The organism is Streptomyces lydicus, from assembly GCF_004125265.1.
In the GTDB taxonomy this organism is placed as follows: domain Bacteria; phylum Actinomycetota; class Actinomycetes; order Streptomycetales; family Streptomycetaceae; genus Streptomyces; species Streptomyces lydicus_C.
In genome coordinates, this window is record NZ_RDTE01000003.1 from 6085099 (window position 1) to 6100485 (window position 15387).

12 protein-coding genes are annotated in these 15387 nt (G+C 71.7%); 5 read left to right on the forward strand and 7 right to left on the reverse strand.

The window, feature by feature from the left end:
- Positions 1-62: 62 nt before the first annotated feature.
- Positions 63-1085 (reverse strand): hypothetical protein, encoded by a 1023-nt coding sequence (locus D9V36_RS29315; RefSeq protein ID WP_129296397.1) that lies wholly within the window; start codon positions 1083-1085, stop codon positions 63-65.
- Positions 1086-1209: 124 nt separating this feature from the next.
- Positions 1210-3798 (reverse strand): aminopeptidase N, encoded by a 2589-nt coding sequence (pepN, locus tag D9V36_RS29320; protein WP_129296398.1) that lies wholly within the window; start codon positions 3796-3798, stop codon positions 1210-1212.
- Positions 3799-3923: 125 nt separating this feature from the next.
- Between pepN and D9V36_RS29325 the strand changes: the two genes are divergently transcribed.
- The gene (locus D9V36_RS29325) at positions 3924-4568 is read left to right on the forward strand and encodes a DsbA family protein (RefSeq protein ID WP_129296399.1); all 645 of its coding nucleotides are present in this window, start codon (positions 3924-3926) and stop codon (positions 4566-4568) included.
- Between the two features lie 125 nt (positions 4569-4693).
- Here D9V36_RS29325 and D9V36_RS29330 read toward each other — a convergent pair whose 3' ends face one another.
- The 3 genes from D9V36_RS29330 to D9V36_RS29340 form a co-directional block, all read right to left on the reverse strand.
- Positions 4694-5335 (reverse strand): superoxide dismutase, encoded by a 642-nt coding sequence (locus D9V36_RS29330; protein ID WP_129296400.1) that lies wholly within the window; start codon positions 5333-5335, stop codon positions 4694-4696.
- 174 nt (positions 5336-5509) lie between these two features.
- Complete coding sequence (locus D9V36_RS29335; protein ID WP_129296401.1) at positions 5510-6949, reverse strand: amino acid permease; 1440 nt, start codon at positions 6947-6949, stop codon at positions 5510-5512.
- A 312-nt stretch (positions 6950-7261) separates the two neighbouring features.
- Positions 7262-8707, reverse strand: coding sequence for an amino acid permease (locus D9V36_RS29340; protein WP_129296402.1), 1446 nt, complete (start codon positions 8705-8707; stop codon positions 7262-7264).
- A 338-nt stretch (positions 8708-9045) separates the two neighbouring features.
- Between D9V36_RS29340 and D9V36_RS29345 the strand changes: the two genes are divergently transcribed.
- Positions 9046-9642 (forward strand): biotin transporter BioY, encoded by a 597-nt coding sequence (locus tag D9V36_RS29345; RefSeq protein WP_129296403.1) that lies wholly within the window; start codon positions 9046-9048, stop codon positions 9640-9642.
- A gap of 89 nt (positions 9643-9731) precedes the next feature.
- Here the strand turns inward: D9V36_RS29345 and D9V36_RS29350 are convergent, their stop codons facing one another.
- The gene (locus D9V36_RS29350; protein WP_206739746.1) at positions 9732-11255 is read right to left on the reverse strand and encodes an amino acid permease; all 1524 of its coding nucleotides are present in this window, start codon (positions 11253-11255) and stop codon (positions 9732-9734) included.
- 209 nt (positions 11256-11464) lie between these two features.
- On the opposite strand from D9V36_RS29350, the gene D9V36_RS29355 reads away from it, so the two are divergent.
- Both D9V36_RS29355 and D9V36_RS29360 read left to right on the forward strand, forming a co-directional pair.
- Positions 11465-11950, forward strand: a complete 486-nt coding sequence (locus D9V36_RS29355) for a ribose-5-phosphate isomerase (RefSeq protein ID WP_129296404.1) — start codon at positions 11465-11467, stop codon at positions 11948-11950.
- Positions 11951-12023: 73 nt separating this feature from the next.
- Positions 12024-12842, forward strand: a complete 819-nt coding sequence (locus D9V36_RS29360) for an Fpg/Nei family DNA glycosylase (protein WP_129296405.1) — start codon at positions 12024-12026, stop codon at positions 12840-12842.
- A 25-nt stretch (positions 12843-12867) separates the two neighbouring features.
- On the opposite strand, the gene D9V36_RS29365 is transcribed toward D9V36_RS29360, so the two are convergent.
- Positions 12868-14097: a GNAT family N-acetyltransferase gene (locus D9V36_RS29365; RefSeq protein ID WP_129296406.1), complete on the reverse strand. Its 1230-nt coding sequence runs from the start codon at positions 14095-14097 to the stop codon at positions 12868-12870.
- Positions 14098-14224: 127 nt separating this feature from the next.
- Between D9V36_RS29365 and D9V36_RS29370 the strand changes: the two genes are divergently transcribed.
- Positions 14225-15370: a PP2C family protein-serine/threonine phosphatase gene (locus tag D9V36_RS29370; RefSeq protein WP_129296407.1), complete on the forward strand. Its 1146-nt coding sequence runs from the start codon at positions 14225-14227 to the stop codon at positions 15368-15370.
- The last annotated feature ends 17 nt before the right edge of the window (positions 15371-15387 follow it).

The following is a 15387-nucleotide window of genomic DNA, read 5'->3' on the forward strand; positions in this document are numbered from 1 at the left end:
CTGCCGGAGTCCATTACGGACCCCTGCCGGAGCCCCTGACGGACCCTGACGGGGAGATCCCCCTAACGTGGCAGCACCGCCACATACGCGCTCGGCTCGCGGTCCCCCGCCGCCATCAGCGCCGTACGGATCACCGCGGCCTGCTGCTCGGGGGCCGTGCGCAGGGTGCGCGGCAGGCAGCGGACGACGGTGATGCCCAGCCGCTCCAGATGCTCGCGCTTGTGGAAGAACGGCGACTGCAGCGGGTCCTCCTCGGGGCGCGGCGCCCGGGTGTCGATCTCCAGGGCCACCGCGTGCTCCGGCCAGAAGGCGTCCACGCCGCCCAGCTGCGGCCCGCCCGGCAGCCGCAGCTCGACATTCCACAGCGGGTCGGGCAGACCGTGGGCGCGCACCATCGCATAGAGCCGCTGCTCGGCCAGCGCCCGGCCCTCGGCCAGCAGGGTGTCCACCGCGTCCACCACGTGCGGCCGGGTCAGCAGCCGGGCCCGGCTCAGCTCCCGCACCACCGAGGTCGCCTCGCAGTGGCCGCCGCGCACCGCCTCGGTCAGCAGCCGGCGCACCGTCGTGGCGTCGGTGAGCGAGCCGACCGCGTCCGCGACCGCGCGCGGCACCGGCGCGGCCGGCACCCCGGTGATCTCCTGTGCGACCGGCAGCTCCACGGTCCGTACGATCCGGGCGAAACCGGTCGAGCGCAGCCGCCGGGTGCGGGCCACCAGGACCTCGATGCGGTCCAGGGCGAGCAGCGGGGGCGCCTCGGTGAAGCCGTGCAGGGCGAGCGCCGCCAGACCCGTGATCATCGCCTCGGGGGCGCCGTCGGACCCGTCGCCCTGCCGGGGCACCGCCGGCCCCCGGTGGCCGGCGTACAGCAGGGCCGCATGCAGCCGTTCCTCGCTGGTGGGCGGCCCCGCGTGCAGCAGATAGATACCGGGGAGGAGTTGTTGCCAGGGGCCGCCGGCCCGGCAGCGTTCGGTGGTCTCCGCGGCCGGGACGCCGTGCTCGCGCAGCTGCCGGGTGGTCATCACCCGGCACTGCGCCTCGGAGAGGTGACGGAGGGGGAGGGGGGAGAGCGGGGTGTCGTGGTTCATGTCACCTCGATTCCCGCGCCCGCTCCGCCCCCTAACCGCTGTTACACGCCCGTACCACAAACCGGACAACCCTGTACTAAAGTACGGGCGTTCGACTGCCGAAAGGGGCTGGTCGCCCCGGGGGTTACGGCCTCGGCCCGGCCGCCTCGTCACAAGCCTGTGCCCGCAGTGCCCGGGCCAGATCGTCCCGCTTCTCCAGGACCAGCCGGCGCAGCGCGGGCGCCGCCTGCGGATGCCCGTCCAGCCAGCCGTCCGCGGCGTCCAGGGTGTCCTGGTCCACCAGCCAGGCCGGGAACAGCCCGCGCACCACCGCCATCCCGATCTCGATGGAGCGCTCCCGCCACACCCGCTCGATCGCCGCGAAGTAGCGCGGCCGGTAGGGGGCCAGCAGCTCCCGCTGCCCGAACTGCGCGAACCCGGCGTTCGTCGCCTCCACCAGGGCGTTGGAGAGCACATCGGACTCCACGGCCTGCTCCCAGGCCCGGGCCTTGACCTCGGCCGACGGGCGGGCGGCCAGGCAGCGCACCTGGTGGCGCCTGCCGGAGGCGGTGTTGTCGCGGGCCAGCTCGGCGCCGATCAGGCTCTCGTCCGCGACGCCGTGCGCGGCCAGCGGCTCCAGGATCGTCCAGCGCAGCTCCTGGTCCACGTCCAGGCCGTCGATCTTCGCGGTGCCGTCCAGCAGGCCCCGGAGCAGCTGGAGATCGGCGGGGGCGGCGGCGAGGGCGATGAAGTGCCGGGCCCAGGCGAGCTGATGGCCGCTGCCGGGCTCGGCCAGCCGCAGCTCGTGCAGCGCGGCCTCGGCGAGCTCCCGGGCGGCCTGCTCCCGGCGGTCCGGCGCGGTGTACAGCTCCAGCGCCGTCTGCGCCTGTCCGTGCAGCGACTGCAGCACGCCGATGCCGGTCTCCCGGCCGGCGAACCGCCGCACCAGGTCGAGGTAGTCGCGGGCCGGCATCAGCCCGTCGCGGGTCAGGCCCCACAGCGCGGCCCAGCACACGGCCCGCGCCATCGGGTCGGTCAGATCGCCGAGCCGGGCCCGCAGGGTGGCCAGCGACCCCTCGTCGAAGCGGACCTTGGCGTACGTCAGGTCCTCGTCGTTGACCAGTACCAGTTCGGGGCGTTCGAGGCCGGCCAGCTCGGGTACGGCGGTCCGCGGCCCGTCCACGTCCACCTCGGCGCGGGCGTAGCGCACCAGCGACGGGTCCGCGCCCTGGCGCCGGTAGAGGCCGACCGCGACCCGGTGCACCCGCAGCTGCGGGTGCGAGGGCGCCGCCTCCTGGAGGATGCTCAGCTCGGTGATCCGGTCCTGCGCGTCATAGGTGACCTGCGGGGTGAGGGAGTTGACGCCCGCGGTCTCCAGCCAGGCCCGCGACCAGGAGGCCAGGTCCCGGCCCGAGGTCTCCTCCAGCACCGCCAGCAGGTCGGTGAGCCGGGTGTTGCCGTAGGCGTGCCGCTTGAAGTAGCGCCGCGCGCCCTCCAGGAAGGCGTCCTGCCCCACGTACGCCACCAGTTGCTTGAGGACGGCCGCGCCCTTGGCGTAGGTGATGCCGTCGAAGTTGAGCTTGGCGTCCTCCAGGTCACGGATGTCGGCGGTGACCGGGTGGGTGGAGGGCAGCTGGTCGGCGTGGTAGGCCCAGGACTTACGGCGGTTGGCGAAGGTGATCCAGCCGTCGGCGAAGCGCGTCGACCCGACCAGCGCGAAGGCGCCCATGAAGTCCGCGTAGGACTCCTTGAGCCACAGGTCGTCCCACCACTGCATGGTGACCAGATCGCCGAACCACATGTGTGCCATCTCGTGCAGGATGACGTTGGCCCGGTGCTCGTAGGACGCCTCGGTGACCTTCCCGCGGAAGATGAACTCCTCGCGGAAGGTGACACAGCCCGGGTTCTCCATGGCCCCGAGGTTGTACTCCGGGACGAAGGCCTGGTCGTACTTCCCGAAGGGGTAGGGGAAGTCGAAGTGGTCGTGGAAGAAGTCCAGGCCCTGCTTGGTGACGGTGAAGATGTCGTCCGCGTCGAAGTGCTTCGCCAGGCCCTTGCGGCACAGCGCGCCCAGCGGCACCTCCAGCTCCGTGCCGTCCTCGAACGTGCGCCGGTAGACATCGGAGACGTAGTGGTACGGGCCGGCGACCACGGCCGTGATGTACGTCGAGATCGGCTCGGTCGTGGCGAAGCGGTGCCGCCCGCCCTCGGCCTCGCCGTCCTGGGCGCCGTTGCTGAGCACCCGCCAGCCCTCGGGGGCGGTGACCTCGAAGGTGAACGGGGCCTTCAGATCGGGCTGTTCGAAAGTGGCGAAAACCCTGCGGGCATCGGCCGGCTCGTACTGGGTGTAGAGGTAGACCTCGCCGTCCTCGGGGTCCACGAAGCGGTGCATGCCCTCACCGCTCCGGCTGTAGGCGCACCGGGCGTCGACGACCAGGGTGTTCTCGGCGGCCAGCGCGTCCAGCGTGATCCGGGTGCCGTCGAAGACCGCGGCGGGGTCCAGCTCCCGGCCGTTGAGGGTGACCGAGGTGACCGACGGCGCCAGCAGGTCGGCGAAGGCCGGGGCGCCGGGCTCGGCACAGCGGAAGCGCAGCGTCGTCAGGGAGCGGAAGGTCTCCGCTTCCGGGCCGGACGCGACCGCTGAGCGGACGTCCAGCGCCACGTCGTAGGCGTCGACGCTCAGCAGCCGGCCCCGCTCCTGCGCCTCGTCCCGGGACAGATTCTCACCTGGCACGGCGTGACTCCCTCGTCCTCGTCTCGAATATCGAACAACGGGAATCATGGCACGCCCGCCGTCGGTTGAACCTTCCACGGAACAGCACCGTGAACCGACCAGCACAGCTCTCATGAGGAGACCCCGTGTCCGACGCCGTGAAGACCCCCGCCGACTTCTGGTTCGACCCGCTGTGCCCCTGGGCCTGGATGACCTCCCGCTGGATGCTGGAGGTGGAGAAGGTCCGCCCGGTCGAGGTGCGCTGGCATGTGATGAGCCTGGCGGTGCTCAACGAGAACCGGCTCGACGAGCTCCCCGCGCAGTACGCCGAGAACATGCGCCCCGGCGGCAAGTCCTGGGGCCCGGTCCGCGTGGTGATCGCCGCCCAGCAGCTGCACGGCGACGAGGTCGTGGGCCCGCTCTACACCGCGCTCGGCACCCGCATCCACAACGAAGGCCTCGGGGTGAACCCGGAGAGCATCGCCGCCGCCCTGGACGACGCGGGCCTGCCCGCCGACCTGATCGCGTACGCCGACAAGGACACCTACGACGCCGAGCTGCGCGCCTCCCACAAGGCGGGCATCGACCTGGTCGGCCAGGAGGTGGGCACCCCGGTCATCGCGGTCCCTGGCCACGACGGCGAGCAGATCGCCTTCTTCGGGCCGGTCGTCACCCCTGCCCCCAAGGGCGAGGAGGCCGCCAAGCTGTGGGACGGGACGCTGATGGTCGCCTCCATCCCCGGCTTCTACGAGATCAAGCGGACCCGGACCCAGGGGCCGGTCTTCGACTGATCCCCATCGCACGGGCACATGGGAGCGCCTCCGCACGTATCGGACGTGCGGAGGCGCTCCGTCATTCCGCCTGCCGGGTGAGCGGTGAGAAGACGATCACGAGGCAGGACGACCGGGGCCGTGCCTTACGGCGCCAGCAGCAGGCTGTGCGCGCGCTCCTTGGCGGTGGCGTACCGCTTGGCGACGTCCTGCCAGTTCACGACCTGCCACATGGCCTCGATGAAGTCCACCTTCTGGTTCTTGTACTGCAGGTAGAAGGCGTGCTCCCAGGCGTCGAAGACCAGGATCGGGACCGAGCCCTGCCCGACGTTGCCCTGGTGGTCGTAGATCTGCTCGACGACCAGGCGGCCGCTGACCGGCTCGTAGGCCAGCACGCCCCAGCCGGAGCCCTGGGTGGTGGCCGCGGCCTTGGTCAGCTGGGCCTTGAAGCCGGCGTACGAGCCGAAGCTCTCGGCGATGGCGTCGGCCAGCTCGCCCACACCGTCCTTCTCGTGCGGCTCGCCGCCACCGTCACCGGTCATGTTGTGCCAGTAGATGCTGTGCAGGATGTGGCCGGAGAGGTGGAACGCGAGGTTCTTCTCCAGGCCGTTGATGTTGCCCCACGCTTCCTTGTCGCGGGCCTCGGCGAGCTGCTCCAGGGTGTCGTTCGCGCCCTTCACGTACGCCGCGTGGTGCTTGTCGTGGTGCAGCTCGATGATCTCGGGGCTGATGACCGGCGCCAGCTCCGCGTAGTCGTACGGAAGTTCAGGAAGTGTGTAGGTGGCCATGCCGATCCCGCCTCCAAGCTGCTGATGAGCAGTAGTTGCAATCCATGTGCAAGAGCACGCTATCAGCAGGAGTGATCACCGGCCGGTTGCGGTGGACCGGCCTGGTCCCAAAGACGGAGGCGGGGCGGGACCTCGGAAGGAGGTCCCGCCCCGCCTCGGGGGAGTGGGGGAGCGCTACGGCCCGGCCGGGCCCGCGTCCCTGGCCAGCAGCCGCTGCCGGATGAGCCCGATCACGGCCAGTACCACCCCGAAGCCACCGGTGAACAGCAGCTGGATCCGCTGGTTCTCGTCGCGCACCATCAGCAGCAGCACGGCGACGATGCCCGCCAGCGCCACCCAGGTCAGGACCGGGAAGGCCCACATCTTCACCACGAGCTTCTCGGGCGCCTCGCGCTCCAGCCGGCGCCGCATCCGCAGCTGGGCGGCGGCGATGAAGCCCCACACCACCAGGACGGCCGCGCCGACCATGTTCAGCAGCCACTGGAAGACCGTGGTGGGCCACAGGAAGCTGAAGAGGACCGCGAGGAAGCCGAAGGCGGAGCACAGCAGGACGGAGCGGCGCGGGACGCCGCCACTCACCTTGCCGAGGAAGGCCGGGCCCTGGCCGCGGGAGATGAGGGAGTAGGCCATCCGGGAGGCGCCGTAGAGGTTGGCGTTCACCGCGGAGAGCAGCGCGATCAGGATGACCACGTTCATGATCTGGCCGGCCGCCGGGATCTTGAGGTAGTCCAGGACCGCCACGTACGGGCCGCTCTTGGCGATGGAGGGTGCGCTCCAGGGGATGACCGTGACGATGACGGCCATCGAGCCGACGTAGAAGAGGGCTATCCGCCACATCGCGGTGCGCACGGCGCGGGCCACACCGCGCACCGGGTCCTCGGACTCGGCGGCCGCGATGGTCACCGTCTCCAGCCCGCCGTAGGCGAACACCGACGCCAGCAGACCGACCATCAGGCCGTCGACGCCCTTGGGGAGGAAGCCGCCGTCACCGGTGAGGTGCGAGGTGCCCGGGGCGTGGGTGCCCGGGAGCACGCCGAAGATGGCCAGCAGGCCCAGGATCAGGAAGAGGCCGATCGCCGCGACCTTCAGGGCGGCGAACCAGAACTCGAACTCACCGAAGTTGGAGACCGCGGTCAGGTTGGATCCCGTGAAGAGCAGCATGAACAGCAGGACCCACACCCAGGGCTGGGTGCCGGGGAACCACTGGTGCATCACGTCCGCGGCGCCCAGCGCCTCGGCGGCCACCGCCACACACAGCAGCGCGGTGAACATCCAGCCCACCGTGAACCCGGCCCAGGATCCTATGGAGCGCTCGGCGTGCACCGAGAAGGAGCCGGAGGCCGGATTCGCCGCGGCCATCTCGCCGAGCATCCGCATGATCAGCATGACCAGCGCGCCGGAGACGGCATAGGCCAGCACGATCGACGGACCGGCCGCCGCGATGCCGGCGCGGGAGCCGACGAACAGGCCCGCGCCGATCACCCCGCCCAGGGCGATCATCGAGAGGTGGCGCTGCTTGAGGCCGTTGGACAGCGTCGAGCTGTCGGGGCCGGCGCCCTGGACCGCGTCGCCGTGCTCGCGCGCGGATGCGGCGGACGAGGGTGTCCGATTCATGTCGTACCTGTCCCAGTAGGTGAGAGCGGAGCAAGGCGATACTGCGTTCCCCCGGGCCGCGACCGGTGCGACGGTGCTGCCGGCCCCCTGGACCCCGCCGGTGCGGACGGATCGCGCAGGGCCTGCCGACGGCGCTGCTCCGGGGTCCTCGGCAAAGCGGGCTCAGTTTGAGCGCCGCTGTCCGCTCAGGGCAACAGTCGTGCAGCGAATGTTCGGTATTCAGACGCGTTCGGCACCGTGTGTGTTCAACGTGTGGTCGATTGTGACGGGGGGTGATCTCCCGACGCGGGGTGATTTCTCGCCTTGACGGAATCAGCGGCGTCCGCGACGCTCCCGGAGCGCGCGTGCGCCCGCGACGAGCAGCACCAGAGCGGTCGCCCCGGCCGACCACAGAAGCTGCGGCCTGGCCGTGTCATCGGTCAGCATCAGGATCAGCACCGCGCCCATCGCCACCAGCGCCGCCCAGGTCAGATACGGGAAGCCCCACATCCGCAGGGTCAGCTTCTCGGGCGCCTCGCGGGCGATCCGCGGACGCAGCCGCAGCTGGGAGACGGCGATCAGGCCCCAGACGAAGAGCAGCACCGCGCCGACCGCGTTGAGCATGTAGAGGAAGACCGAATCCGGCCACTCCAGATTCAGCAGGACGGAGACGAACCCGAACGCCACCGAGGCGAGCACCGCGCGGCGCGGCACCCCTCCGCCACTCCCGGCCTCTCCCGAGCGGGCGGACCCTCCCGACACCTTCAGCAGCGCCCGCGGCGCCTCGCCCCGCTCGGCCAGCGAGAACACCATCCGCGAGGAGCCGTAGAGGTTGGCGTTCAGCGCGGAGAGCAGCGCCACGAACACCACGATGTTCATGATCTGCCCGGCGCCCGGCACGCCGATGCTGTCCAGCACCGCGACGTAGGGGCTCTTGCCCGGCTGCATCGACGACCAGGGCAGCAGGGTCACGATGACCAGCATCGAGCCGACGTAGAAGAACAGGATGCGCCAGACCGCGCTGCGCACCGCCCGGCCCACCGCCCGCGCCGGATCGTCCGACTCGGCCGCGGCGATGGTGACGACCTCCAGGCCGCCGAAGGCGAACACCACGGCCAGGACCCCGGAGACCACCCCGGACCAGCCGTGCGGCAGGAAGCCGCCGTGTCCGGTGAGGTTCGCCAGGCCGACGGGCTCGGTGTCCGGCAGCACCCCGAAGACCGCCAGCAGGCTCAGCGCGAGGAACAGCACGATCGCGGTGACCTTCAGCGTGGCGAACCAGAACTCGAACTCGCCGAAGTTCTTCACCGAGGCCAGATTGGCGACGGTGAAAACGATCATGAAGATCAGCACCCAGCCCCACTGCGGCACCGCAGGGACCCAGCCGTTCGCGATCTGCGCCGCACCGGTGGCCTCCACGGCCAGCACCACGACCAGCAGGAACCAGTACAGCCAGCCGACGCTGAAGCCGGCCCAGCGCCCCAGCGCCCGCTCCGCGTGCACCGAGAACGCCCCGGACGCCGGCATCGCCGCCGACATCTCGCCGAGCATCCGCATGACCAGCATGGCCAGCGCGCCCGCGATCAGATACGACAGCACGATCCCGGGACCGGCCACCGCGATCCCCGCGCCGGAGCCCACGAACAGGCCCGCGCCGATCACTCCGCCCAGGCCCAGCATCGTCAGATGGCGCTGCTTGAGGCCCGCGGCCAGCGGCTCTTTCCCGTCGGCGGCCGTCCCCGGGGAGGACTCGACGGCGTGGGTCGGTGCGTCGTGCATGGGCTCGTACTCTCGCAAGGGCCGGGGCGGCGGGGCCGCCGGCGGGTTGGGGGAACTCCACAGGTCACCGCGGGGCGCGCCCAGTGTCGCCGCAGGTCGCGCGCTACCACAAAACCGGCGTCCAAAGAGAGCCCGGGCCGTGATGAGCATCACGTGACCTGCAATGACGCCGCACGGCCCGCCCGAGCCCGGCATTCTGGCGGTGATGCGGAACTCCTGTTCGGAACTCTCCAAGCGGGCCGGTCCGGCTTTGTCGCCGCCACACGATGATCTCCGGTGGTCCCCTGGACTAACGTCAGCGCGTCCCGTCCTGTCCCTCTCACACCCGCGGAGCCCCGATGAGCACTGCCGCTCTCTCTCGTCCTGGCGCTGTCCTCGCCGATCTGCTGCCGGCCGCCACCGCCTCCCGCGCCCGCGTCCGTGACGCCGCGCTGGTGCTCGGCGGCGCCGCGCTCACCGGTATCGCGGCCCAGATCGCCGTCCCGGTCCCCGGCTCCCCGGTCCCGGTCACCGGCCAGACCTTCGCCGCCCTCCTGGTCGGCGCCTCGCTCGGCGCGAGCCGCGGTGCGCTGTCGCTGGCGCTGTACGCCCTGGCGGGACTGGCGGGCCTGCCGTGGTTCGCCGGCGGCACCTCCGGAGCGGGCGGTGCCACCCTCGGCTACATCGTGGGCATGCTGCTCGCCGCCACCGTCGTGGGCGCGCTGGCCCGCCGCGGCGGCGACCGCGGGGTGCTGCGCACCGCCGCCACCATGGCCGCGGGCACCGCCGTGATCTACGCCGTCGGCGTCCCCTACCTGGCGCTGAGCACCGGCATGTCCCTCGGCCAGGCCGTCGCTGCCGGCCTGGTCCCGTTCCTGATCGGCGACGCCCTCAAGGCCGCGCTGGCCATGGGCGCGCTGCCCACGGCCTGGAAGCTGGCCGGGCGCCGCGGCTGAGCGGGCCGCACACCGCACACGAAGAGGCCGGGCCCCGTGCGCACCCTGGCGGTGCGTACGGGGCCCGGCCCCTTTGCGCGCTGCCTGTCTTACGCCCGGTCCGTCACCCCGGCGCCGGCGCCAGGGGCACCCGCCCCGTCCGCCCCGTCCACCGCGGCCGTCCGCGGCCGCCGCCGGTCCAGGAGCAGCCCGACCGCCAGCACCACCACGGCCGCGACCACCGACAGCACCATCTGCTGGCGTCCGTCCGGGTTGTAGAACATGTAGCCGATGACGAAGACGATCAGCGCGATCGTCGCGTAGGTCAGCCACGGGTACAGCCACATCCGCACCGTCAGCCGCTCCGGCGTCTCCCGCTCGATGACCCGGCGCATCCGCAGCTGCGAGAAGCAGATGACCAGCCACACGAACAGCGCCACCGCGCCCGACGAATTCAGCAGGAACTGGAAGATGGTGTCCTTCGAGGTGTAGCTGAAGATCGTCGCCACGAAGCCGAAGGCGACCGACGCCCAGATCGCGACCGCCGGCACCCCGCCCTTGTTGACGGTGGCGAACGACTTCGGCGCATCGCCGCGCTGTCCGAGCGAGAACGCCATCCGGGAGGCGGTGTAGAGCCCGGAGTTCAGACAGGACAGCACCGCGGTCAGCACCACGACGTCCATCACGGTGCCCGCGTACGGAATGTCCAGCGACTCCAGCACGGCCACGTACGGGCTCTTCTCCACCGCCTTGGAGTTCCACGGCAGCAGCGTCACGATCACCGCGATCGAGCCGAGGTAGAAGAGCGCGATCCGCCAGATGACGCTGTTGACGGCCTTGCGGACGGCCTGCACCGGGTTCGGTGCCTCGCTCGCCGCCAGCGTGACGATCTCGCTGCCCATGAAGGAGAAGACCACCAGCAGCATGCCGGAGAGGATCGCGCCGGGACCGTGCGGCAGGAACCCGCCGTGCCCGGTCAGGTTCTCCGTACCGACCGGGGCACCGCCCGGCGGCAGCCCGCATATCGCCAGCGCGCCCACCACGATGAAGACGACGATCGCGACGACCTTGATCCCGGCGAACCAGAACTCGAACTCGCCGAACGACCCGACCGAGATCAGGTTGGTGCCGGTCAGCACGATCATCACCAGCAGCGCCCAGGCCCACTGCGGGACGGCCGGGACCCAGCCGGTGAGGATCGAGGCGGCCGCGGTCGCCTCGACGGCCAGCACGACCGACCAGAAGAACCAGTACAGCCAGCCGATCGTGAAGCCGGCCCAGCGGCCCATTGCCCGGTCCGCGTACGCGGAGAACGATCCCGAGGTGGGCGAGGCCGCGGCCATCTCGCCCAGCATCCGCATGACCAGCACGACCAGCAGACCGGTCAGCGCATAGGAGAGCAGGATGCCGGGGCCGGCGGCCGCGATACCGGCGCCGGAGCCGACGAACAGGCCGGCGCCGATGACACCGCCGATGGCGATCATCGACAGATGGCGGTTCTTGAGCCCTGCCTGCAGTCCGTCCTGCGACTGTCCCCCGGTGGGCCCGCCGCCGGGGGTGCCGGGGCCGGGGACCGAGGTGGAGGTGGGGGTGCCCCCTGCTCCTGGAGAGCTCGGGGAAGGGTGCGCGCCCATGTGACCGTCCTTCGTGCGTTCGCGGATGGATCCCCCGCATTAGATCTTCGTTAACCGTTGATTGGAAGGTCTGCAGTCGGATTGTTGTGTGAAACCCGGGATGGTTTCGCGCTGTGCTTGCGTACGGAAGGCAGAGAGTCGCTTTCTGTGCACACAGCCCGCAAGACCCAGCGGCGCCTACCCGCCGCCGCACATGTCACACTCATCGCATGCGCGTGTACCTCGGCTCCGACCATGCAGGTTTTGAACTCAAGAACCACCTCGTCGAGTGGCTCACGGCCCACGGCCACGAGCCCGTCGACTGCGGTCCCCACCTCTACGACGCCCAGGACGACTACCCGCCGTTCTGCCTGCGCGCCGCGGAGAAGACCGCCGCCGACCCGGACAGCCTCGGCATCGTGATCGGCGGTTCCGGCAACGGCGAGCAGATCGCCGCCAACAAGGTCAAGGGCGTACGGGCCGCGCTGGCCTGGAGCGAGGAGACCGCCAAGCTCGGCCGCGAGCACAACAACGCCAACGTCATCTCCGTGGGCGGCCGGATGCACACCCAGGAAGAGGCGACCCGCTTCATCGAGGTCTTCCTCGGCACGCCCTACTCGGGCGAGGAGCGGCACACCCGCCGCATCGACATGCTCTCGGCCTACGAGACCACCGGCGAGCTGCCCGCCATCCCCGCCCACCACCCGCAGGGCTGACCCCCCCCGTACATCCCGTCGCCCGCCCGCCCCGGCCGCCGGGGCGGGCGGGCGCGCCCACTGGAGGACACCCGTGCCCGAGGGGCATACGATCCACCGCCTCGCCCTGGACCACCGCGCACGCTTCGAGGGCGCACCGGTACGGGTGAGCAGCCCCCAGGGCAAGTTCGCGGACGGCGCGGCGCTCGTCGACCGGCAGGTCATGACCACCGCCGAGGCGCACGGCAAACATCTCTTCCTCGGCTTCGGCGTGGACCGCTGGATCCATGTCCACCTCGGCCTGTTCGGCAAGCTCGGCTTCGGCCCGGCCCCCGCCCCGCCGCCCACCGACACGGTGCGCCTCCGGCTCGCGAACCCGGCCGCCTACGCGGACCTCCGCGGCCCCACCACCTGCGCACTGATCACCGACGACGAGAAGCACGCGATACACGACCGGCTGGGCCCCGACCCGCTGCGCCCCGGGGACGACGGCAGCCGCGCCTGGCAGCGGATCTCCCGCAGCCGTACGACGATCGCGGCGCTGCTGCTCGACCAGAAGATCATCGCCGGGGTCGGCAACGTCTACCGCGCCGAGGTCCTCTTCCGCCACCACATCGACCCCTACCGCCCCGGCCGCGACCTCACCCGCACCGAATGGGACGCGATCTGGGCCGACCTGGTGTTCCTGATGGCCCAGGGCGTCAGGGACAACCGGATCGACACCGTCCGCCCGGAACACCTGCCGGAGGCCATGGGCCGCCCGCCCCGGGTCGATGACCACGGCGGCGAGGTCTACGTCTACCGCCGGGCCCACCAGCACTGCCACCTCTGCGGCAGCGAGATCCGCACCGCGGGGCTCGCCGCCCGCAACCTCTTCTGGTGCCCGGGCTGCCAGCCCTCCACCGGCGGCTGACCGCCGGGGCGGGCCGGACCGTTCCTCAGAACCCGTGCGGCAGCCAGGGCGCCACCTGTGACCCGAAGGCCCGCGAGGCCGCCGCCGACGCACCGGACCGCAGCTCGCGCACCCGCCCCGCCGCCGCCAGCGCGAGCAGCGAGAACCCGCCCAGATAGGCCGAGCCCAGCTCCCGTACCGACAGCGCCAGATCGGCCGGGGCCGCGGTCCGCTCGCAGACCGCGCCCTGCGCGTCGCCGGACAGCCGCCAACGCCCCTCGTTCCAGGGGCAGAACGGGTCCGAGACCTCCAGCACGACGTCCACCGGCGTGAGGTACGTCCGCGCCGCCAGCGCCGCGCCCACCTCCACCGGGCGGACGAACAACGACTCCTGCAGCCGGATGCCGCACCGCCGCATGTCCGGTACGAGATGCAGCAGCGCGTCGTCCACCGGCCGGCCGGGCACCGACACCGACGTCGTCAGGTCGATCCCGAACAGAAAGCGCCACAGCGCCGCGTACCCCACCGGGTCCAGCGCCTCGACGTCCCGGACCAGCACCGTCCCCGCCGGCCCGGCGTGGTCGTGCTCCGGCTTCACCGCGAAGCGCGCGTACCCCACCACCTCGCCGGCCGCCTCGGCCACCACGCACTGCAGCACCCCCGCCCCGTCCCGCCGGTCCGGCTCGTCCAGCACGGGCAGCCGCTCCCAGCCGGGCCGCCGGGCCAGCATCCCGGGCCGGCCGGGCACCAGACGGGCGTAGACCCGCTCGCAGTCGGCCACCGCGGCCGCCGGATCGACCAGCCGCAGCCGTACGTCCTCCACGCCGGGCAAGTCGGGGGCGGGCAGCCGCACGGTGTCCACGGCCAGCTCCATGTCCTGGGTCGCGGGCCCGTAGCCGAACCGGCCGTAGATCGCCGGTTCGGAGGCGGTCAGCACCGCCAGCGGCTCACCGCGCTCGCGGACGTCCGTCAGCTGGTGCCGCATCATCGACCGCAGCAGGCCGCGGCGGCGGTGCGTGGCGTGCACGCTCACCGCCGTCACGCCGGCCACCGGCACCTCGGCCCCGCCCGGCACCGTCAGCCCGAAGGAGAAGGCCCCCGCCGTGCCGACACAGTCGCCGTCGTCCCAGATGGCCAGGGCCCGTTCGACCTCGGTGAGGGCACGCCGGAGCGCATGGAGCTCCCCGGACGGCGGCACCCCGCCGAACGCCCGCTCCAGCACGTTCGACCAGTCGTCCCACTCGGTGTCCCGCAATATCCGCAATTCGCTCGCCATGGCCCATGCCTAGCAGGGCGCCCTCCGGCCGCGCGACCGCATTTCGAACGGCGTTTCCCGGCTATTCTCCGGGGCGACGTGCGGCGAATCGACGCGCCGCCGAACGGGTGGATAAGGTCCCAGAACAATGACAACCGGCCAGGGAACGGAAGCCCTGACGGCCCGGGTGCACAAAGGCCTGCACCGGGCCCGCATCGGCGTGCGCAAGGCGGGCGTGGACTACTTCCGCGGCGACGGCTCCGACCGGTTCGCGCTGGCCGTCCTCCTCCTGGCCATACCCGCCCTCGCCGCGGGCACCCTCGGATGGCCCGAATGGATCGCCCCGACGGCGCTGGTCCTCCCGGTCATCGCCGGCGGACTGCTGCTGCGGCCGGCCAACCTCCTGATCCTGTACGCCGCTTCCGCGGCCGCGCTGGTCGTCGAGGCCGCGCTGTTCGGCCCGTACGACAAAGGGCCGGAACGGATCACTCCGGGCACGGTCCTGGTCGTCGCCGCGGTCGGGTTCGCCGGCCTGCTGATCGCCCAGTTCCGCAGCCGGGTCGGGGTGCCCTGGCGGCGCGGCGGCACCATGCTCTTCGACCTGCGCGAACGGATCCGGGTCCAGAGCACGCTGCCGGCGCTCCCCGAGGGCTGGCACCACGAGATGGCGCTGCGCCCGGCCGGCGGCCAGTTCTTCTCCGGCGACTTCGTGGTGGCCTCCCGCACCCACGGCGGCCAGATCCTCGAAGTGGTGCTGACCGATGTCTCCGGCAAGGGCATGGACGCGGCCTCCCGCGCGCTGCTGCTGTCCGGCGCCTTCGGCGGCCTGCTCGGCTCGCTGCCGCCGCACGGCTTCCTGCCCGCCGCCAACGGCTATCTGCTGCGCCAGGACTGGGACGAGGGGTTCGCCACCTCCATCCATCTCGTGCTCGACCTGGAGTCCGGCGACTACGAACTCCTCTCCGCAGGACATCTGCCGGCCCTCCAGCTCAGCGCCGGCAGCGGCCGCTGGGAGGAGAAGCCGGGGGAGGGGCCGCTGCTCGGCGTCTTCGACGGCGCCCAGTTCGACCCGGTCAAGGGGAGGCTGCGGCCGGGCGATGTCCTGATGCTGTTCACCGACGGCCTGGTCGAGTCCGCCGACCGCGATATCGCCGAGGGCATCGACCGGCTGACCGGCGAGGCCGACCGCTATGTCGCCAGTGGTTTCGCCGGGGCCGCCTGGCATCTGATCGAGGCCGTCGCCAAGGACGTCAACGACGACCGCGCGCTGCTGCTGATCTGCCGGGACGCGTAACACGGAGACGGGTCACA

What these genes read in the sequence shown, in the direction of transcription:
- D9V36_RS29315 (WP_129296397.1), bottom strand. Translation starts at nt 1,085, where the DNA reads ATGAACCACGACACCCCGCTCTCCCCCCTCCCCCTCCGTCACCTCTCC.
- D9V36_RS29330 (WP_129296400.1), bottom strand. Translation starts at nt 5,335, where the DNA reads ATGGCCACCTACACACTTCCTGAACTTCCGTACGACTACGCGGAGCTG.
- D9V36_RS29335 (WP_129296401.1), bottom strand. Translation starts at nt 6,949, where the DNA reads ATGAATCGGACACCCTCGTCCGCCGCATCCGCGCGCGAGCACGGCGAC.
- D9V36_RS29340 (WP_129296402.1), bottom strand. Translation starts at nt 8,707, where the DNA reads ATGCACGACGCACCGACCCACGCCGTCGAGTCCTCCCCGGGGACGGCC.
- D9V36_RS29345 (WP_129296403.1), top strand. Translation starts at nt 9,046, where the DNA reads ATGAGCACTGCCGCTCTCTCTCGTCCTGGCGCTGTCCTCGCCGATCTG.
- D9V36_RS29350 (WP_206739746.1), bottom strand. Translation starts at nt 11,255, where the DNA reads ATGGGCGCGCACCCTTCCCCGAGCTCTCCAGGAGCAGGGGGCACCCCC.
- D9V36_RS29355 (WP_129296404.1), top strand. Translation starts at nt 11,465, where the DNA reads ATGCGCGTGTACCTCGGCTCCGACCATGCAGGTTTTGAACTCAAGAAC.
- D9V36_RS29365 (WP_129296406.1), bottom strand. Translation starts at nt 14,097, where the DNA reads ATGGCGAGCGAATTGCGGATATTGCGGGACACCGAGTGGGACGACTGG.
- D9V36_RS29370 (WP_129296407.1), top strand. Translation starts at nt 14,225, where the DNA reads ATGACAACCGGCCAGGGAACGGAAGCCCTGACGGCCCGGGTGCACAAA.